Origin of the sequence: Actinoallomurus purpureus (assembly GCF_024055795.1) — a bacterium.
Taxonomy (GTDB): Bacteria; Actinomycetota; Actinomycetes; order Streptosporangiales; family Streptosporangiaceae; genus Actinoallomurus; species Actinoallomurus purpureus.
This window is the reverse complement of sequence record NZ_JAMXMY010000008.1, coordinates 151,471-167,789: the sequence shown is the minus strand read 5'-3', so window position 1 is coordinate 167,789 and position 16,319 is coordinate 151,471. Positions and strand designations below refer to the sequence as shown.

Annotated in this window: 15 protein-coding genes; 8 read left to right on the top strand and 7 right to left on the bottom strand. The window is 70.4% G+C overall.

Annotation, left to right across the window (positions count from 1 at the left end):
* Positions 1–88: 88 nt before the first annotated feature.
* Positions 89–1,471 (bottom strand): sigma 54-interacting transcriptional regulator, encoded by a 1,383-nt coding sequence (locus tag NE236_RS17075; RefSeq protein ID WP_252842974.1) that lies wholly within the window; start codon positions 1,469–1,471, stop codon positions 89–91.
* A 304-nt stretch (positions 1,472–1,775) separates the two neighbouring features.
* On the opposite strand from NE236_RS17075, the gene NE236_RS17070 reads away from it, so the two are divergent.
* From NE236_RS17070 to NE236_RS17050, 5 genes are all read left to right on the top strand, one after another.
* A complete protein-coding gene (locus tag NE236_RS17070) occupies positions 1,776–2,969 on the top strand; it encodes an FIST signal transduction protein (RefSeq protein WP_252842973.1) in 1,194 nt (397 codons plus the stop codon).
* A complete protein-coding gene (locus tag NE236_RS17065) occupies positions 2,966–3,889 on the top strand; it encodes an ROK family protein (protein WP_252842972.1) in 924 nt (307 codons plus the stop codon). The genes NE236_RS17070 and NE236_RS17065 overlap by 4 nt, the downstream gene beginning before the upstream one ends.
* 238 nt (positions 3,890–4,127) lie before the next feature.
* Entirely contained in the window at positions 4,128–5,276 is a 1,149-nt protein-coding gene (gene ilvA / locus NE236_RS17060; protein WP_252842971.1) for a threonine ammonia-lyase, read from the top strand.
* 383 nt (positions 5,277–5,659) lie between these two features.
* Positions 5,660–6,607, top strand: coding sequence for an ATP-binding cassette domain-containing protein (locus NE236_RS17055; protein ID WP_252842970.1), 948 nt, complete (start codon positions 5,660–5,662; stop codon positions 6,605–6,607).
* A gap of 5 nt (positions 6,608–6,612) precedes the next feature.
* On the top strand, positions 6,613–7,389 hold the full coding sequence (locus tag NE236_RS17050) for an ABC transporter permease (RefSeq protein WP_252842969.1): 777 nt from the start codon (positions 6,613–6,615) through the stop codon (positions 7,387–7,389).
* An 88-nt stretch (positions 7,390–7,477) separates the two neighbouring features.
* On the opposite strand, the gene NE236_RS17045 is transcribed toward NE236_RS17050, so the two are convergent.
* From NE236_RS17045 to hppD, 3 genes are all read right to left on the bottom strand, one after another.
* The gene (locus NE236_RS17045) at positions 7,478–8,956 is read right to left on the bottom strand and encodes a M1 family metallopeptidase (RefSeq protein WP_252842968.1); all 1,479 of its coding nucleotides are present in this window, start codon (positions 8,954–8,956) and stop codon (positions 7,478–7,480) included.
* Positions 8,957–9,054: 98 nt separating this feature from the next.
* Entirely contained in the window at positions 9,055–10,482 is a 1,428-nt protein-coding gene (locus NE236_RS17040; RefSeq protein WP_252842967.1) for a M1 family metallopeptidase, read from the bottom strand.
* Between the two features lie 154 nt (positions 10,483–10,636).
* Positions 10,637–11,848, bottom strand: coding sequence for a 4-hydroxyphenylpyruvate dioxygenase (gene hppD / locus NE236_RS17035; RefSeq protein WP_289850501.1), 1,212 nt, complete (start codon positions 11,846–11,848; stop codon positions 10,637–10,639).
* A 158-nt stretch (positions 11,849–12,006) separates the two neighbouring features.
* On the opposite strand from hppD, the gene NE236_RS17030 reads away from it, so the two are divergent.
* Positions 12,007–12,474, top strand: a complete 468-nt coding sequence (locus NE236_RS17030; RefSeq protein ID WP_252843124.1) for an Lrp/AsnC family transcriptional regulator — start codon at positions 12,007–12,009, stop codon at positions 12,472–12,474.
* A gap of 314 nt (positions 12,475–12,788) precedes the next feature.
* On the opposite strand, the gene greA is transcribed toward NE236_RS17030, so the two are convergent.
* Both greA and NE236_RS17020 read right to left on the bottom strand, forming a co-directional pair.
* The gene (greA, locus tag NE236_RS17025) at positions 12,789–13,289 is read right to left on the bottom strand and encodes a transcription elongation factor GreA (protein WP_252842966.1); all 501 of its coding nucleotides are present in this window, start codon (positions 13,287–13,289) and stop codon (positions 12,789–12,791) included.
* 133 nt (positions 13,290–13,422) lie between these two features.
* A complete protein-coding gene (locus NE236_RS17020; RefSeq protein WP_252842965.1) occupies positions 13,423–13,788 on the bottom strand; it encodes a DUF4307 domain-containing protein in 366 nt (121 codons plus the stop codon).
* A 250-nt stretch (positions 13,789–14,038) separates the two neighbouring features.
* Here NE236_RS17020 and mca point away from each other — a divergent pair, with 250 nt between their 5' ends.
* Both mca and NE236_RS17010 read left to right on the top strand, forming a co-directional pair.
* On the top strand, positions 14,039–14,896 hold the full coding sequence (gene mca / locus NE236_RS17015; RefSeq protein WP_252843123.1) for a mycothiol conjugate amidase Mca: 858 nt from the start codon (positions 14,039–14,041) through the stop codon (positions 14,894–14,896).
* Positions 14,893–15,111, top strand: coding sequence for a hypothetical protein (locus NE236_RS17010; RefSeq protein ID WP_252842964.1), 219 nt, complete (start codon positions 14,893–14,895; stop codon positions 15,109–15,111). The genes mca and NE236_RS17010 overlap by 4 nt, the downstream gene beginning before the upstream one ends.
* 272 nt (positions 15,112–15,383) lie before the next feature.
* Here NE236_RS17010 and NE236_RS17005 read toward each other — a convergent pair whose 3' ends face one another.
* Entirely contained in the window at positions 15,384–16,181 is a 798-nt protein-coding gene (locus NE236_RS17005) for a phosphatase PAP2 family protein (RefSeq protein ID WP_252842963.1), read from the bottom strand.
* Positions 16,182–16,319 lie beyond the last annotated feature (138 nt).

Genomic DNA, 16,319 nt, shown 5'->3' with positions numbered 1-16,319 from the left:
CGGGACCTCGTCATGTCCGGGACCTCATCTACTCCGGTCTCGTCTACTCCGGTCTCGTCAACTGTGGACCTCGTCGACTCCGACCTTGTCAGGTCCGGTACGTCGTCGTTCCGTCCTCGCTGTCCTTGGACAGCCGGCGCATCAGGTAGAGCCCTTCCAGCGCGAACTCCAGCGCCGCCGCCGCGTGTCCCGGTGACTCGCCCTCCATGCCGAGGCTGTCGAGGATCCGTGCCAGGCCGGGCACCGGGCCGATCCGGTGCAGCAGCTCGGCCGCGGGCACCAGCTCACCCGAATCGACCGTCGCCCCCCGGTCGAACCGGTCGAGTAGGCCACTGAGATCGACCGGACCGAGTGTGCGCCGCCAGGTCTCCGCGGTGGCCCTGCGCAGCAGGTGCGCGAGCACCTCCTGCTCCCGGCCCTCCTCGCTCACCTCGAACTCGACCTTGCCGAGAAGGGTCGGCACGATCGACGGCAGGTCGCACACGCGCGCCACCGGCTGTTCCTCGCCGGCGATGGCCGAGCGGCGCATCGCGGACGCCGCCACCGTCTCCGTCGCGGCGATGGCGAACCGCGCGGACACCCCGGAGCGCGTGTCCACCGCCGGAGATTCACGGACCAACCGCGTGAACCGCGCGATGACCTCCATCAGATGGATCGGCACCGCCGCCGACACCTCGGCCTCCTGGCCGACCAGGACGAGTTCGTCGTCCACGTCCAGGGGGTAGTGGGTGCGGATCTCCGCGCCGAAGCGGTCCTTCAGCGGCGTGATGATCCGGCCGCGGTTGGTGTAGTCCTCCGGGTTGGCGCTGGCCACCAGCAGGACGTCCAGCGGCAACCGGAGGTTGTAGCCGCGGATCTGCACGTCCCGCTCCTCCAGGACGTTCAGTAGCGACACCTGGATGCGCTCGGCGAGGTCGGGCAGCTCGTTGACGCAGAAGATCCCGCGGTTCGTGCGCGGGACCAGGCCGTAGTGCACGGTCTCCGGGTCCCCGAGCGTGCGGCCCTCCGCGACCTTGATCGGGTCGATGTCGCCGATGAGGTCGCCCACACTGGTGTCCGGGGTGGCGAGCTTCTCCCCGTACCGGTCATCCCGGTGCTTCCAGGCGACCGGCAGGTCGTCACCCGACTCGGCGAGCAGCCGGCGGCAGCGCACGCACACCGGGGCGTACGGGTGGTCATTGATCTCGCAGCCCTCGACGACCGGAGTCCACTCGTCCAACAGCCCGCCGAGCGTACGGATCAGCCGTGACTTGCCCTGCCCGCGCTCGCCCAGGAGGACCAGGTCGTGCCCCGCGAGGAGAGCGCGCTCCACATGCGGCAGAACCGTGTCGTCGAACCCGACGATGCCCGGGAACCGGGGCTCCCCGGAGCGCAGCCGGGCGAGCAGATTCTGCTGGATCTCGGCCTTGACGGACCGGTGAACGTGGCCACCGGCCCGAAGCTCGCGGAGTGTCGTTGGTCGCGTATTCACTGTCGGTACCGCTCCTCACTCGCTAGACGGCCGGCGTCCGTCGTGCCGGAGCACGCGGTCGAACACGACACCACCGGCCGGCCGCCCGCTCCCTGCCGACCCTATGCCGGGATCCACCGCCGCCGCATCCGACCATGGGGCGCGTCGCTCGTACGCGACGACGACGGGCGCCGACGGCCGTGACGATTCCAGCGCGTGTCGACGGCCGTCCCGGTCCTCGGGCCGGTCACGGAGATCATGGCTTCCCCCAGTGGCTGTGGTAGACCGTAAGCATCGGACCCGTGGTGGAGGGGATAGGGGGGCGATGGCACGCTTCGGCGACGGTCTGGCGATCGGACCGGATCTGGTCGCGGCGGCGGAATCCGCAGTGACCCAGGCGGTGGCGCCTCTCGACGGCCTTCCCGACCTTCTGTTCGTCTTCGTGTCCGCGCCGAGCCCGGACGCCGTCGAGTCGGCGGCGCGGCGGGCGATGGAGGTCGCGGGCACCCCGAACGTCATCGGCTGTGGCGCTCCCGGAGTGATCGGCGGGAGCAGCGGAGTCGAGGGGGCCAGCGCCGTGAGCGCCTGGGCGGCCCGGCTTCCGGAGGCCCGCATCGAGCCGTTCCGGCTGGAGACACTGAAGTTCCCCGCCGCGGAGACGGAGTCGATGCCGCGGCTGGCGGTCGTCGGCATGCCGCAGACACGGGACGACGACGTGGTGGCGGTGCTGCTGGCCGACCCCTACAGCTTTCCCGTGGACGCGTTCGTCGAGCGGTCCGGCGACGTGCTGCCCGGGCTCCCGCTCGTGGGCGGCCTGGCGACCGGTCAGGGTGGCCGCGGCACCACACGGCTCTTCGCGGACGGGGAGATCGTCGACTCCGGTGCCGTGGGGGTGCTCCTCGGCGGATCGCTGATGACGTCGACCGTGGTCAGCCAGGGTGCCCGGCCCATCGGCCCGCCCATGGTGGTCACCAAGGCCGAGGAGAACATCCTGTACGAACTGGCCGGCATGTCCGCGCTGGCCAAGCTGGAGGAGATCGTCGCCGAGCTGCCGGAAGCGGAGCGGGGGCTGGTCGAGGCGGGGCTGTTGATCGGCGTGGCCATGGACGAGTACGCCGACGAGCATGAGCGCGGCGACTTCCTGGTCCGCGGGGTCATCGGCGCCGATCCGGAGGTGGGCGCGCTGGCCGCCGGGGAGATCATCGACGTCGGCCGGACCGTGCGCTTCCACGTACGCGACGCCGGCGCGGCGGAGGAGGATCTCACCCATCTTCTGGGCGGTCTGGACCTGGCACCCGTCGAGGGCGCGCTGCTGTTCTCGTGCACGGGGCGGGGCCGGGGGATGTTCCCGACCTCCGATCACGACGTGCGGGCGCTGCGCGAGCAGCTCGGCGCGCGGGGTGTCGGCGGGTTCTTCGCCGCGGGAGAGATCGGGCCGGTCGCGGGGCGGAACCATGTGCACAGCTTCACCGCGTCGATCCTGGCCTTCGGGCCCGGCAGCAAGGAGGACTCCGCGTGACGGGCTCTGTTCTCGCGGTCGACGTCGGCGGCACCAAGATGGCCGCCGCGCTGGTCGAGCCGGGCGGGCGGATCGCCGCGTACGAGCGGATCGCGACACCGCAGCCGCCGCACGCCGATGCCGACGGTCTCTGGCGGACGGTGCTGACCCTGATCGACAAGCTGCCGGCCGAGCGGCTCGCCGGCGTCGGGGTCGGGTGCGGCGGACCGATGAGCTGGCCGAGCGGGAAGGTCTCGACGCTGAACATCCCGGCGTGGCGGGGCTTTCCGTTGCGCGAGCGGCTGCAGGAGCGTTTTCCGGGCCTGCCGGTCCGGCTCCACAATGACGCGGTCGCAGTGGCGGTCGGGGAGCACTGGCGTGGCGCCGGTCGCGGGCGCGACGACATGCTGGGCATGGTCGTCTCGACCGGCGTGGGCGGCGGGCTGATCCTCGGGGGCCGCCTCGTCGACGGCGTGAGCGGCAACGCCGGGCACATCGGCCACGTGATCGTCGATCATGAGGGGCCGCCCTGCGAGTGCGGCGGGCGCGGCTGCCTCGAGGCCATCGCCCGGGGCCCGGGGCTGGCGGCCTGGGCGCGGGAACAGGGCTGGCCGGGCGAGACCGGGAAGGAACTCGCCCATGACGCCGCCCGAGGCCACCCCATCGCCGTCCGGGCGATGAACCGCGCCGGATGGGCGCTCGGCGTGGCGATCGCCTCCGCGACGCACCTGTGCGACCTGGAGGTGGTGGCGATCGGCGGCGGGCTGTCCCAGGCGGGGCCGCTGCTGTTCCGGCCGCTCGAGGACACGCTCCGGGCGCACGCCCGGATGGAGTTCGCGCGGCAGGTGCGCGTCGTGCCCGCCGCGCTGGGGCAGATGGCCGGTCTCGTCGGCGCGGCGGCGTTCATCTTCGCCGCCGACCGGTACTGGACCGCGGACTGACCCGTCAGCCGTCCGGTGCCGGTCGCGTCCGTGTACGGGAGGGCGAGCCGCCGCCGCTCGGCGGGCTCGTCACCGGCTTCGCCGACGCCGGATGCGGCGACCGGGCCGCCACGGGGCGACACCGCCGGTGCCAGGCTCGCGTCGAACCCGATCGTCGCCGTGGGAGACTCTTGGCATGAGCGGTCCTGTCAGTGCGGATGATGTTCGTGCGGCTCGCGAGTTGCTGCGTGATGTCACCGTGACGACGCCGATCCTGGAGTCCCGGTCGCTGTCGGCCAAGGTCGGCGGCCCGGTCCTGCTCAAGTGTGAGAATCTCCAGCGCGCGGGGTCGTTCAAGGCACGCGGGGCGTACGTCCGCATCGCCCGCCTGACCGAGGAGGAGCGGGCGCGCGGCGTGGTCGCGGCCAGCGCCGGTAACCACGCGCAGGGCGTGGCGTTGGCCGCCACACTGCTCGGTGGCAGGAGCGTCGTCTTCATGCCCGAGGGCGCTCCACTGCCGAAGGTCGCCGCGACCCGGGCGTACGGCGCGGAAGTGGTCTTCGGCGGGCCCGGTGTGGACGCCTGCCTGGCGGCCGCGAAGGCCTACGCCCGCGACAACGGCGCCGTGTTCATCCATCCGTTCGACCATCCCGACGTGGTGGCGGGGCAGGGCACGGTCGGCCTGGAGATCCTCGAGCAGTGCCCGGAGGTCCGCACCATCGTCGTGCCGGTCGGGGGCGGAGGCCTGATCGCGGGCATCGCCGCCGCCGTCAAGGAGGCCAGGCCCGACGTCCGGGTGATCGGCGCGCAGGCGGAGCGCGCGGCGGCCTTCCCGCCGTCGCTGGCCGCCGGTCGCCCCGTGGCCGTGGAGCCGTCCGGCACCATGGCCGACGGCATCGCGGTCGGCCGGCCGGGCGACCTCACGTTCGAGCTGGTCTCCAAGCTCGTCGACTCCGTCGTCACCGTCTCGGAGGAGACCCTGTCCCAGGCCATGCTGAACTGCCTAGAACGTTCCAAGCAGGTCGTCGAGCCCGCCGGCGCGGTCGGTGTGGCCGCGTTGCTGGACCGGCCCCAGATGTTCGAGCCGCCCGTGGTGACGGTGCTGTCCGGCGGGAACATCGACCCGCTGCTGCTGTCGAAGGTGCTCCGCCACGGCCTGGCGGTGGCAGGCCGCTACCTGATGTTCCGCGTACGGCTCCGGGACCGGCCGGGCGCGCTCGTGACGCTGCTGGGCGAGCTCGCCGAGCTGGAGGTCAACGTCCTGGACGTCGTCCACCAGCGAACCGCCGCCCGGTTGAACGTCGACGAGGCCGAGGTGCTGCTGCACCTGGAGACCCGGGGGCCGGACCACTGTGACGAGGTGCTCGGCCGCCTGCGCGCCGAGGGTTACACCCTCAGCTTCACCTGACCATCCGCCGAGGGCGGCGTCGTCATCGGCTCCACCCGACCACGCAACGAGGGCCTGTCGTCGTCGGCGTCACCTGACCGCGCGGCGAGGGCCGCGTCGTCCGCCACACCCGGCCGCGCGGCGAGGGCCCTGCCGTCCGCACGCCCTGCCGTCCGCATACCCTGCCGTCCGCGTCGCATGCCCACGCCCGGCTGCCCGCTGACCTGCAGGTCACGCCGTCGGCTTCACCCCGCCCGCGTCCCAGTCCGGTCAGAGCCGGTTAATCGGTTGTGTCGGGTTCGGGTGCCACGTACGGTCGTGGCGCGATCAGCCACGCCGGGAGTGTCGTAGGCGTCTGATATCACTGGCGGAAATCCCACTTCCGTTCTACGCGGGGGACCAGAGTGTCCGACATCATCGTTGCCGAAGGACTGGCCAAGCACTACGGAAAGGTCACGGCGCTGGACGGCGTGGACCTCCGCGTGCCGGCCGGCACCGTTCTCGGTCTGCTCGGCCCCAACGGCGCGGGTAAGACCACGACGGTCCGCATTCTCACCACGCTGCTGCGCCCGGACGCGGGTCACGCCTCGGTCGCCGGGCATGACGTCGGCCGTGAGCCCGGCGCCGTTCGCAAGATCATCGGGTTGTCCGGGCAGTACGCCGCAGTCGATGAGCACCTCACCGGCCGGGAGAACCTCGAGATGGTCGGCCGGCTCTACCACCTGGGCGCCAAGCCCGCCCGTGAGCGCGCCGGGGAGCTGCTCGAGCGGTTCGCCCTGAGCGACGCGGCCGACCGGGTCACCAAGACGTACTCCGGGGGGATGCGCCGGCGTCTCGACCTCGCCGCGAGCCTCGTCGCCAGGCCGCAGGTCATCTTCCTCGATGAGCCGACCACCGGCCTGGATCCGCGCAGCCGCCTCGGCATGTGGGACGTCATCCGCGAGCTGGTCCGCGAGGGTTCCACTCTGCTGCTCACCACGCAGTACCTCGAAGAGGCCGACGCGCTGGCCGACGACATCGCGATCATCGACCGGGGCAAGGTGATCGCCAATGGCACGGCGGACGAGCTGAAGGCCCAGGTCGGGGGCGAGCGGGTGGAGCTGACCGTCGCCGACCGGTCGGAGTTGGCGAAGGCCGCCGGCGCGCTGCGCCGGGTCGCCGCCGCCGAGCCCGTCGTCGACGAGGACAGCCATCTGGTGACGGTCCAGGTCACCGGTGGCACGCGGGCCCTCGTCGAGGTCGTCCGTGAGTTGGACACCGCGGGAGTGGAGGCACAGGATCTGGCGTTGCGCCGCCCCACGCTCGACGAGGTCTTCCTGTCCCTGACCGGTCACGCCGCCGACGAGGAGTAGTCCCCATGAGCGTTCCGTACGCCGTCGCCGACGCGGCGGTCATCACCCGGCGTCATCTGAGGCACACGACGCGGATCCCCGAGCTGCTGTTCTTCTCGATCATGCAGCCGATCATCTTCATCCTGCTGTTCACGGTGGTCTTCGCCAACGCGATCAAGATCCCGGGCATGGACTACAAGAACTACATGATGCCCGCGATCTTCGTGCAGACCATGGCGTTCGCCACCGCGGGCACCTCCGTCGGGCTCGCCGACGACCTGCACAAGGGGCTGATCGACCGGTTCCGGTCGCTGCCGATGACCCGGTCGGCGGTGCTGGTCGGCCGGCTGGTCGCGGAGGCGGCGCGTAACACGCTGACGCTGCTCATCATGATCGCGGCGGGATACGCCGTCGGGTTCCGGTTCCAGAACGGCGTGGCGTCGGCGATCGGCGGCATCCTCCTGCTGATCGCCTTCGCGTTCGCGTTCTCCTCGATCGGGACCGTGATCGGCCTGGGCGTGAAATCGGTCGAGGCGGCCAACATGGCCGGCATGATCTGGATCTTCCCGCTGACCTTCCTGAGCAACGGCTTCGTCACCATGAACAGCCTGCCCGGCTGGCTCCAGCAGGTCGTCCGGTACAGCCCAGTGACGACCATGAACGACGCGTTGCGCGCCATGTTCTACGGCCACGGGCGGGCCGTCGCCACGCCGGCCCTGCAGTCGGTGGCCTGGATCGTCGGGATCACACTGGTCTTCCTGCTCCTCGGCGTCCGTCAGTACAAGAAGGCCGCCAGCCGCTGACCCGCCGGGACGGGCACGACGACCCGGGCATCGAACGACCCGGCGGCCTCGGGGAGGCCGCCGGGTCGCTTTCGTGCCGGTGCCCTGCTCAGAGGGCGGGCTTGCCCTCGCTGTAGACCCACGTCTTGAACAGCTTGTCCAGGTCCTTGTGGGCGAAGTGCTCGGTGAAGGCGATGAACTGCGCCGTGGTGTCGTTGCCGTAGCGGTGCGCCGCCGGCCACGCCTTGAGCAGCCTGAAGAACACCTCGTCGCCGACGGCCCTGCGGATCTGGTGGATGGCCATCGCGCCCCGCGTGTAGACGAGGTCGTCGAAGATGTGGTCACGGCCCGGGTCGGCGACCTTGCCGCTCCAGTCGGTGCTCGCGGAGGCGTACGCCTCGTCGAACAGCTGCTGCGCCGTCTTGCCGCCGTGCTGCTCGCTGTACAGCCACTCGGTGTAGGTCGCGAACCCCTCGTTCAGCCAGATGTGCTTCCACTGCGCCGGCGTGACGGAGTCCCCGAACCACTGGTGCCCCAGCTCGTGGGCGAGCAGGTCCGCGCTCGGCAGCGCGCCGGCCGCACGCCGCGCGTAGACCGGACGGCCCTGCGTCTCCAGGGAGTAGCCGACGTTCGGGGCGAGCACGTCGATGCCGCCGACGGAGCCGAACGGGTAGCGGCCGTAGAGCTCCTGCTCCCATTCGATGACGTCGGCGGTCGCCGTGTTGAAGTCGCCGGAGGGGGTGGGCACGGGGACCGCACGGAGGCGCCGGCGGTCGGTGCCGTCCGTGGCGGTGGCCCGGGCCGCCGGCTTGACCGCGGCCGGGTCGACGGCGGTGATGTTGCGCAGACCGCTCGGCGTGCGGGTGTCCTTGACGTCGAAGTGGCCGATCGCCACCATGACGAGCTCGCTGGCGGTCGGCTGCCGGTCGACCCAGCGGAACGTCGTGGTCGATCCGTGCGTGCGGGTCCCGGCGGGCTCGCCGTTGGCCAGCGCCTTCAGGCCCTTCGGCACCGTGATGGTGAAGTCGTAGGTCGCCTTGTCATGGGTGCTGTCGTTGACCGGATACCAGGTCGCCGAGCCGAACGGCTGTGAGAGCGCCACCGCGCCGTCGTGCGTGCCGATCCAGCCCGAGACGCCGAGCGCCTTGTCATTGATCATCTGCGGCACGCCGGAATAGGCGACGTCCACCGTGAACGACCGCCCCTTGCGCAGGCCGTGCGGAGGCGTGATCACCAGCTCCTGCACGCCCGTGCGCGTGTACTTCGCCGTGTGCCCGTCGACTCTCAGCTTGCTGATCTTCAGCGGGCCGAGGAAGTCCAGGTCGAACCGGGACAGGTTCTGCGTCGCGGTCGCGGAGATCCTGGCGTGCGCGTTGATCGCCTTCGTGCCGGAGTCGTACGCGAGCGACAGGCTGTAGTGCCGGGCGACGTAGCCGCCGTTCCCCATGTCGGGGAAGTACGGGTCCCCGGCGCCGGGCGCACCCGGGCGGAAACCGCTCTGGGCCTCGGCCGCGGACAGGGGGGTGAGCAGGCCGGCCGCCGCCAGGATGGCGGCGATCGAGACAGCTCGTGGGGTAAGCCTTGCCATGCAGCTCTCCAGTTGTTTTTTGTGGCGCAACGCCCGAGGGGTAACGCGGGACACAGCATGCTCCCTGTCATCGGTGACCACAAGGCTTCCATCGGTGGTCACCACACGGTCGGGCGGGTCTTTCCGTACAGCCAGACCTGAAAGAATCTGCCGAGGTCCTTGCCGGAGATCCGTTCGGCGAGCGCGACGAACTGCGGAGTGGTGGCGTTCCCGTACCGGTGCTCGCTCGTCCAGGTCCGCAGGATCGCGAAGAACTTCGCGTCGCCCACCTTCTGGCGCAGCGCGTGCAGGGTCATCGCGCCGCGCTCGTACACCGAGCGGCCGAACAACCGGGCGCGCCCCGGCTCGGCCGGGGCCACGGACCACAGGTCGGGGCTGTCGGCCTGCCGATAGCGCTGGTCGAACTGCGTCTGCACCGATGTGCCGGAACCGCTCCGCTCGCCCCACATCCACTCGGCGTACGTGGCGAAGCCCTCATTGAGCCAGATGTCGCTCCATCGGGCGACCGTGACGCTGTCGCCGAACCACTGGTGCGACAGTTCGTGCGCGATGGTGGTGGGATCGGCGCCCATGGCTCCGCTGTACTCCGGCTTGGTCTGTGTCTCCAACGCGAAGCCCACCTGAACGTCGTCGACGACGCCCCCGGTGAGACCGAACGGATACGGGCCGAACAGTTTCGCCCACGTGTCGGTGACCCGTGCGGTCGTCTCGAAGAGCTTGTCCACGGTGGTCGTGGTGACCGCCGGATCGACCGCCGCGTACACCGGGACGCCGCCGGGCGTGCGGCCGGTGCGGACCTTGAACCGCCCCACGTCGACCATCGCCAGATAGGTCGCCATCGGGGTGTCCTCGCGCCAGGTGGAGGTCGTCGAGCCGCCGCTGGTGCGCGTGCCGGTCCACCGGCCGTTGGCGATCGCGTTCAACCCATGCGGGACGGTGACGCGGAAACCGAACGTGGCCTTGTCCTCCGGGTGGTCGTTGGAGGGGAACCACGTGTGCGCCCCGCTCGGTTCGTCGCCGGTGAAGACCCCGTCCGAGGTGGGGATCCAGCCGTACCGGCCGAGCACCGGATCGTCGATCACACGCGGGGTCCCGGAGTACTCGACGCGGACGGCGAACCGCCCGCCCCGTGCGATCGGCGCGGGTGCGGTGATGACCAGCTCGCTCCCGGAGCGGCTGAACGCGGCGGCCGTGCCGCCGACCGTCACCTTCGAGACGGTGAGCCCGGTGAGGTCCAGGTCGAAGCGGGCCAGCGCGCCGGTGGCGACCGCGGTGATGGTCGCGGTGCCGGTCAGTTCGGGCGTGGCGCGCGGGGTGATGCGCAGGTCCAGGTCGTAGTGCTGCACGTCGTAGCCGCCGTTGCCGTCACCGGGGACGTAAGGGTCCCCGGCGCTCGCGGCTCCGGCGGCCGATGCGGCGGAGGCCGCCCGGGATGCCGGTGACCGGCCGGTGGCCTGGTTGGCCGAGCAGGCCGTGAGGAGGCTGAGGACCAGTGCGCTCGCGGTGATCCGGGAGGAATGGCTCACCGCCCCAGCCTGACGGTAAACCGGCGATAAGGGCAACTCGCCGCTTTACCCGACCCGGCCCAGGAAAGGGCGGAACCGGATCGGGTCATGCCGGCTTGGAGAATTCTTTGCCGCGCCATTGCGGTGGATCTCCGGCGGGTCCGGTCCTCGCCGACTAGAGATTTCCGCGGCGTTCCTGCTCGCGCTCGATCGCCTCGAAGAGAGCCTTGAAGTTGCCCTTGCCGAAACCGAGCGAGCCGTGTCGTTCGATCAGTTCGAAGAAGACCGTCGGCCGGTCCTGCACCGGCTTGGTGAAGATCTGCAGCAGGTAGCCGTCCTCGTCGCGGTCGACCAGGATCCGGCGCTTCTGCAGTTCCTCGATCGGTGCCCGGACCTCGCCGATGCGTTCCCGCAGCTCAGGGTCTTCGTAGTAGGAGTCGGGCGTGTCCAGGAACTCCACGCCCGCGGCACGCATGGCGTCCACGGCGTTCAGGATGTCGTTGGTCGCGAGCGCGATGTGCTGCATGCCGGGGCCGCCGTAGAACTCCAGATACTCGTCGATCTGAGACTTCTTCTTCGCGATCGCCGGCTCGTTGAGCGGGAACTTGACCTTTCTGCTGCCGTCGGCCACGACCTTGGACATCAGCGCCGAGTACTCGGTGGCGATGTCGTCGCCGACGAACTCCTTCATGTTCGTGAAGCCCATGACGCGCCGGTAGAAGTCCACCCACTCGTCCATCTTGCCGAGCTCGACATTGCCGACGCAGTGGTCGATCGCCTGGAAGTACCTCCCGGGGGAGCGACCCCCCGTACCCCCCGCAGACCGCTTGGCGGGCGGCGTCACGATGGGGTCGGCGGCGATGTATCCCGGCAGGTACGGGCCGGTGTAGTTCGTCCGTTCCACCAGCGAGTGCTGCGTGTCGCCGTAGGCGGCGATGGCCGCGATCACGACCTTGCCGTGGTCGTCCTCGAGGATGTGCGGGGCCTCGACGCTCCTCGCGCCCTGGGCGATCGCGTGCCGGTACGCCGCCTCGGCGTCCGGCACCTCGATGGCCAGGTCGATCGCGCCGTCGCCGTGCTCGGCGACGTGCCGGGCCAGGTCGGTGCCCGCCCGGACGGCGCCCTTGAGCACGAACCTGGCTCCGCCGGACTCCAGCACGTACGCGGCCTCGTCCCGGCTCCCGGTCTCCGGCCCCTTGTACGCGACACAGCGCATCCCGAACGCGGTCGAGTAGTAGTGCGCCGCCTGCCTGGCGTTGCCCACGGCGAAGACGACGGCGTCCATGCCCTTGACGGGGAACGGGTCCTCCCGGCGCGGCTTCCGCGCCCGGCCATCGTCGGCGCGCGGCTCCGGCACGCGATCCTTCTGCCCGGTTGCGTCGGTCATGGTTACTCCTTGCGCTGTGGTGAGCGACGTTCCCTCACAATGTCGATCGGCGGCTACAGAGTGCGCAAGAGCTGCTGAAATTACTGAGCAACTTGTACAGTGAGGCCTGCAACGGATGGACGTATCTGTACACCCTGCCCAGGGAATGCGAGGGGGAGATGATCGACGACCTCGACGCCCGGCTCATCGGGCTGCTGACCGCCGAGCCGCGCATCGGCGTGCTCGAGTGCTCACGCCGGCTCGACGTGGCGCGCGGCACCGTGCAGGCGAGGCTGGACCGGCTACAGGAGCACGGCGTCATCCGCGGGTTCGGACCGGAGGTCGACCCGGCGGCCCTGGGCTATCAGGTCACCGCGTTCGTGACCCTCGAAATCCGACAGGCGGGCGGTCACGATCCCGTCGCCGCCCGGCTGGCGGCCATCCCCGAGGTGATCGAGGTCCACACGATCACCGGCGGGGGCGACATGCTGTGCCGCATTGTGGGGCGGGAAAATCAGGATCTCCAGCGCGTCATCGACCTGGTCGTCGACGTGGAGGGCGTCCAGCGGACGTCGACCGTCATCGCGCTGGCCACCCCCGTGCCCCAGCGGACGCTGCCTCTCGTACGGGCGGCCGCCCGGTCCTGAGACGCGCCCGTACGGGCCGTCGGTGCGCCCTGGCGGACGTGGCGCGCACCGGCGGGCCGGGAGAAACGCGCATACGGGGCGTCGGGCGCCACCTTTGGCGGACATGGGCGCGTGTCTCAGGACCGGGCGTGGTCACGCGGCGCGCGTGCGGCCCGAGAAACGCGCGTACGAGGCGTCGCCCGGCCCCCGGAACGAACGTCATCGCCCGCACGTCGCGGACGTGCGGGCGATGACGGGTACGGCCATTGGTCGTCCTCGGCGCGGAGGAGTCGATGCGGGCCAGGCGGGGGGCCGTGCGTGTCGGCAGTGGTGCCTCAGCCGCCGGCGTACGGCGTGGCGTCGAGGATCTCGACCTGCATGCTCCGGCCGTTCGGCAGGTTGTATTTGGCCTTCTCGCCGACCTTCTTGCCATTGATCGCGGCGCCGAGCGGGGACTTGGGGGAGTAGACGTCGATCGGGGCGCCGCTCTCTTCGCGGGAGGCCAGCAGGAAGGTGACCTCCTCGTCGTCGCCGACGAACTGCACGGTCACGGTCATGCCGGGGCCGACCACGCCTTCGGTGCGCGGCGCCTCGCCCACGCGGGCGTTCTGCAGGATCTGCTGGAGCTGGAGGACGCGGCCCTCCTGCTTGCCCTGCTCCTCCTTGGCCGCGTGGTATCCGCCGTTCTCCCGCAGATCCCCTTCGTCGCGAGCGGCCTCGATCTTCTGCGCGATCGCGATCCGGCCCTCGCCCGTGAGGTAGTCCAGCTCTGCCTTGAGCCGGTCGTACGCCTCCTGGGTGAGCCAGGTGACGTTCTCATTGCGGGTCTCGGTCACGGGTACTCCTCATCCACGTGAAGTGCGGCCGTTGAACTCTCTAGGCTACCGGCATTTGAACGTGAAGTAGCCGATGGACGAGAGCTTTATGCCGTTATGACGTTCATCTTTGTTTCCCAGTGGGAAGTCGTTTTTAACCTGTGCGGCAGTCCCTGACGGTCACGGACGTCGCCCGCGATGACGTCGGCAGCTCCTGGTGTCTCTCCACGCTGCCGGTCCCCCGCGGAACGGTGACCTCGGCCCGGCCGAGCTCCCCGTGGTCGGTGCCGTACGCGACCAGGGCGCAGCGCACGTCATCGCCCTTCGGCTTGCTGATCTGGTAGTGCACGCGGACCGAACGATCCGCCAGCTGGAAGGAGATGACCTCCGGGGTCACGCCCGGACTGCCTTCGGAGTATCCCACGATGATCGCCCAACCCACGGCGCAGACCGAGACCAGCACGCCGATGACCGCGTAGGCCACCTTGTTCCCCTTGCGGGCGGTACTGCTCGTGCTCATCGGCGTAGCGGCGTGGCCGCCCCGGCGGTGGTGCCGAGGACGAACACCGCATCCCTCCCTCGAATGTCGGTGGCGGTCGTTACCGTGTCCGCGCGCGGGAATCTCCGTGCGGGGGGCCGGTGTTCTCCGGAAGAATCCATCTGCGGGAGCGGCCCCGCCTCCGGGACCGCGCACGCGACGATTACGACCTTACGCTGACGGGGAGCCTACGTTGTCCGAGAGACCGACCGGTTCGGAGCCGTTGCGCCTGATGGCCGTCCACGCTCATCCGGACGACGAGTCGAGCAAGGGCGCCGCCACGATGGCGCGCTACTCCGCCGAGGGAGTTCAGGTTCTCGTGGTCACCTGCACCGGCGGGGAGCGGGGCGACATCCTGAACCCCGCGATGGAGAAGCCGGAGATCAAGGCCAACCTCGCGTCGGTGCGCATGGAGGAGATGGCCAAGGCGCGGGAGATCCTCGGAGTCGAGCAGCAGTGGCTCGGCTTCGTCGACTCGGGGCTGCCGGAGGGCGATCCGCTGCCGCCGCTGCCGGAGGGCTGCTTCGCCCTGCAGTCGATCGAGGTCGCGAGCGAGCCGCTGGTCCGGGCCGTCCGTGAGTTCCGGCCGCACGTCATGCTGACGTACGACGAGAACGGCGGCTATCCCCACCCCGACCACATCATGTGCCACAAGGTCTCGGTGGAGGCGTTCGAGGCGGCCGGCGACCCCGACCGTTACCCCGGCACCGGAGAGCCGTGGCAACCCCTCAAGCTCTACTACCACATGACCTTCCACCAGAAGCGCTTCGAAGCCGAGCACGAGGCCATGATCAAGGCGGGGCTCGAGTCGCCCTACAACGAGATGCTCAAGCGCTGGCAGGACCGCCCGCTCCAGTGGGAGATCACCACGCGCGTGCCGTGCGCCGACTACTTCGAGGTGCGCGATCAGGCGCTGCTGGCGCACGCCACCCAGATCGACCCGAACGGGCCCTTCTTCGCCTGCCCGACGGAGATCAAGCGCGAGGCATGGCCGACCGAGGACTACCATTTGGCGCGTTCCCTGGTCGACACGGAGCTGCCGGAGGACGACCTGTTCGCCGGCGTCCGGGAGAAGGTGTGCCTGCCATGATGTTTCTCGCGGTCAACGAAGACCAGGTCACGCCTGGCGTGGTGGCCTTCCTCGTCGTCGCCGCGCTGGGAGTGACGCTCTTCTTCCTGATCCGTTCGATGAACAAGCAGATCCGGAAGATCGAGGCCCCGAGCGAGGACGAGCTCCGGCAGGCCGACTGGGAGCGGCAGCAGAAGGAGAGCGCCCGGTCCGACACGGACCAGGGCGAGGCCTGACGTTCCCGCACGACCAGAGGGCCGCCTGGTTCCGGACGACACCGCCGGGACGACGGGCCGGTCGGCCACGTCAGGGCGCGAGGCGGCCACCCGCGGACCGGGAGAGCGGCCTCGGCGCCGGTCGGTCGCGCCACCCGGGGAACCGGGGAACGACCTCGGCGCCGGTCAGCCGCGTCGGGACGAGGCGGCCATCCATGGACCGGGGGCGGCCTCGGCGCCGGGCGGTCGCGTCCGGGCGAGGTGGCCATCCGGGATCGGTGGAGCGGACTCCGTCAGGACGAGGAGACCATCCGGGGAACCGGGGAGCGGTCTCGGAACCGGCCGGCCGCACCCGCCACCCCGGCCCCGACGACGATCACGGCGAGCCCGGCGACGGCGTCGGCGATGTAGTGGTTGGCCGTCCCGATGACGACGGCGACGATGAAGATCGGATAGGCGACGGCGAGGACCTGAAGCCCGCGGCGGGCGGTGTTGCGGGCGATCTGCCAGCCGCACCAGGCCGCCCAGCCCACGTGCAGTGACGGCATCGCGGCGAACTCGTTCGTCAGGCCACCCAGCCCCTTCGGCGCGCTCGCGTCCCCGGACCACCAGCCCCACTCGTGGTACTTCCCGAGCGTGTCGATGAACCCGGGCAGCATCCGCGGCGGGGCCGTCGGGAACAGCCAGAATCCCACCAGCCCGAGCAGCGTGGCGACGACCAGGGTCGTACGGGCGCGCGCGTAGTGCCAGGGGCGTCTCTTCCACAGCCAGACCAGCACGATCGGCGTGACGAGGTAGTGCAGGGTCGCGTAGGCGTACGACATGGAGACGCCGAGGACCGGATGGCCGGAGACGGCGTGGTTGATGGTCCGCTCGTCGGCGATGCGCAGTGCGCGCTCGATGCCGAGCACGTGATGTGCGTCAGCGAACGCCTGCCCATGGCCGACGGCCATCAGCATGCGCACTCCGTCGTACATCACGTACATGCCGATGAGCAGGAGCACTTCCCGCCACCAGCGGTTACGGGGCCGCGCGGGCGCCGCGTGGAACGCCGGGAGCGGCGCCGTGTACGCCTGGGGAACTTTGGTCACCAACGCGGGACCCCCTCCGCCGTCGTGCCTCTGGTCGCGCTCTGCCGGTACCCCTCCTGGACCGGCGTTATGTGTAACGTACATCTACTTGATTCATTCCCCGCGGCGGCCCAGGGCCTCCGGGGCGTCTCCCGAGCA

Excerpts from the sequence above, each read along its gene's own strand:
- NE236_RS17070 (WP_252842973.1), top strand. The coding sequence starts at position 1,776 with ATGGCACGCTTCGGCGACGGTCTGGCGATCGGACCGGATCTGGTCGCG.
- NE236_RS17050 (WP_252842969.1), top strand. The coding sequence starts at position 6,613 with ATGAGCGTTCCGTACGCCGTCGCCGACGCGGCGGTCATCACCCGGCGT.
- NE236_RS17045 (WP_252842968.1), bottom strand. The coding sequence starts at position 8,956 with ATGGCAAGGCTTACCCCACGAGCTGTCTCGATCGCCGCCATCCTGGCG.
- hppD (WP_289850501.1), bottom strand. The coding sequence starts at position 11,848 with ATGACCGACGCAACCGGGCAGAAGGATCGCGTGCCGGAGCCGCGCGCC.
- NE236_RS17030 (WP_252843124.1), top strand. The coding sequence starts at position 12,007 with ATGATCGACGACCTCGACGCCCGGCTCATCGGGCTGCTGACCGCCGAG.
- NE236_RS17020 (WP_252842965.1), bottom strand. The coding sequence starts at position 13,788 with ATGAGCACGAGCAGTACCGCCCGCAAGGGGAACAAGGTGGCCTACGCG.
- mca (WP_252843123.1), top strand. The coding sequence starts at position 14,039 with ATGGCCGTCCACGCTCATCCGGACGACGAGTCGAGCAAGGGCGCCGCC.
- NE236_RS17010 (WP_252842964.1), top strand. The coding sequence starts at position 14,893 with ATGATGTTTCTCGCGGTCAACGAAGACCAGGTCACGCCTGGCGTGGTG.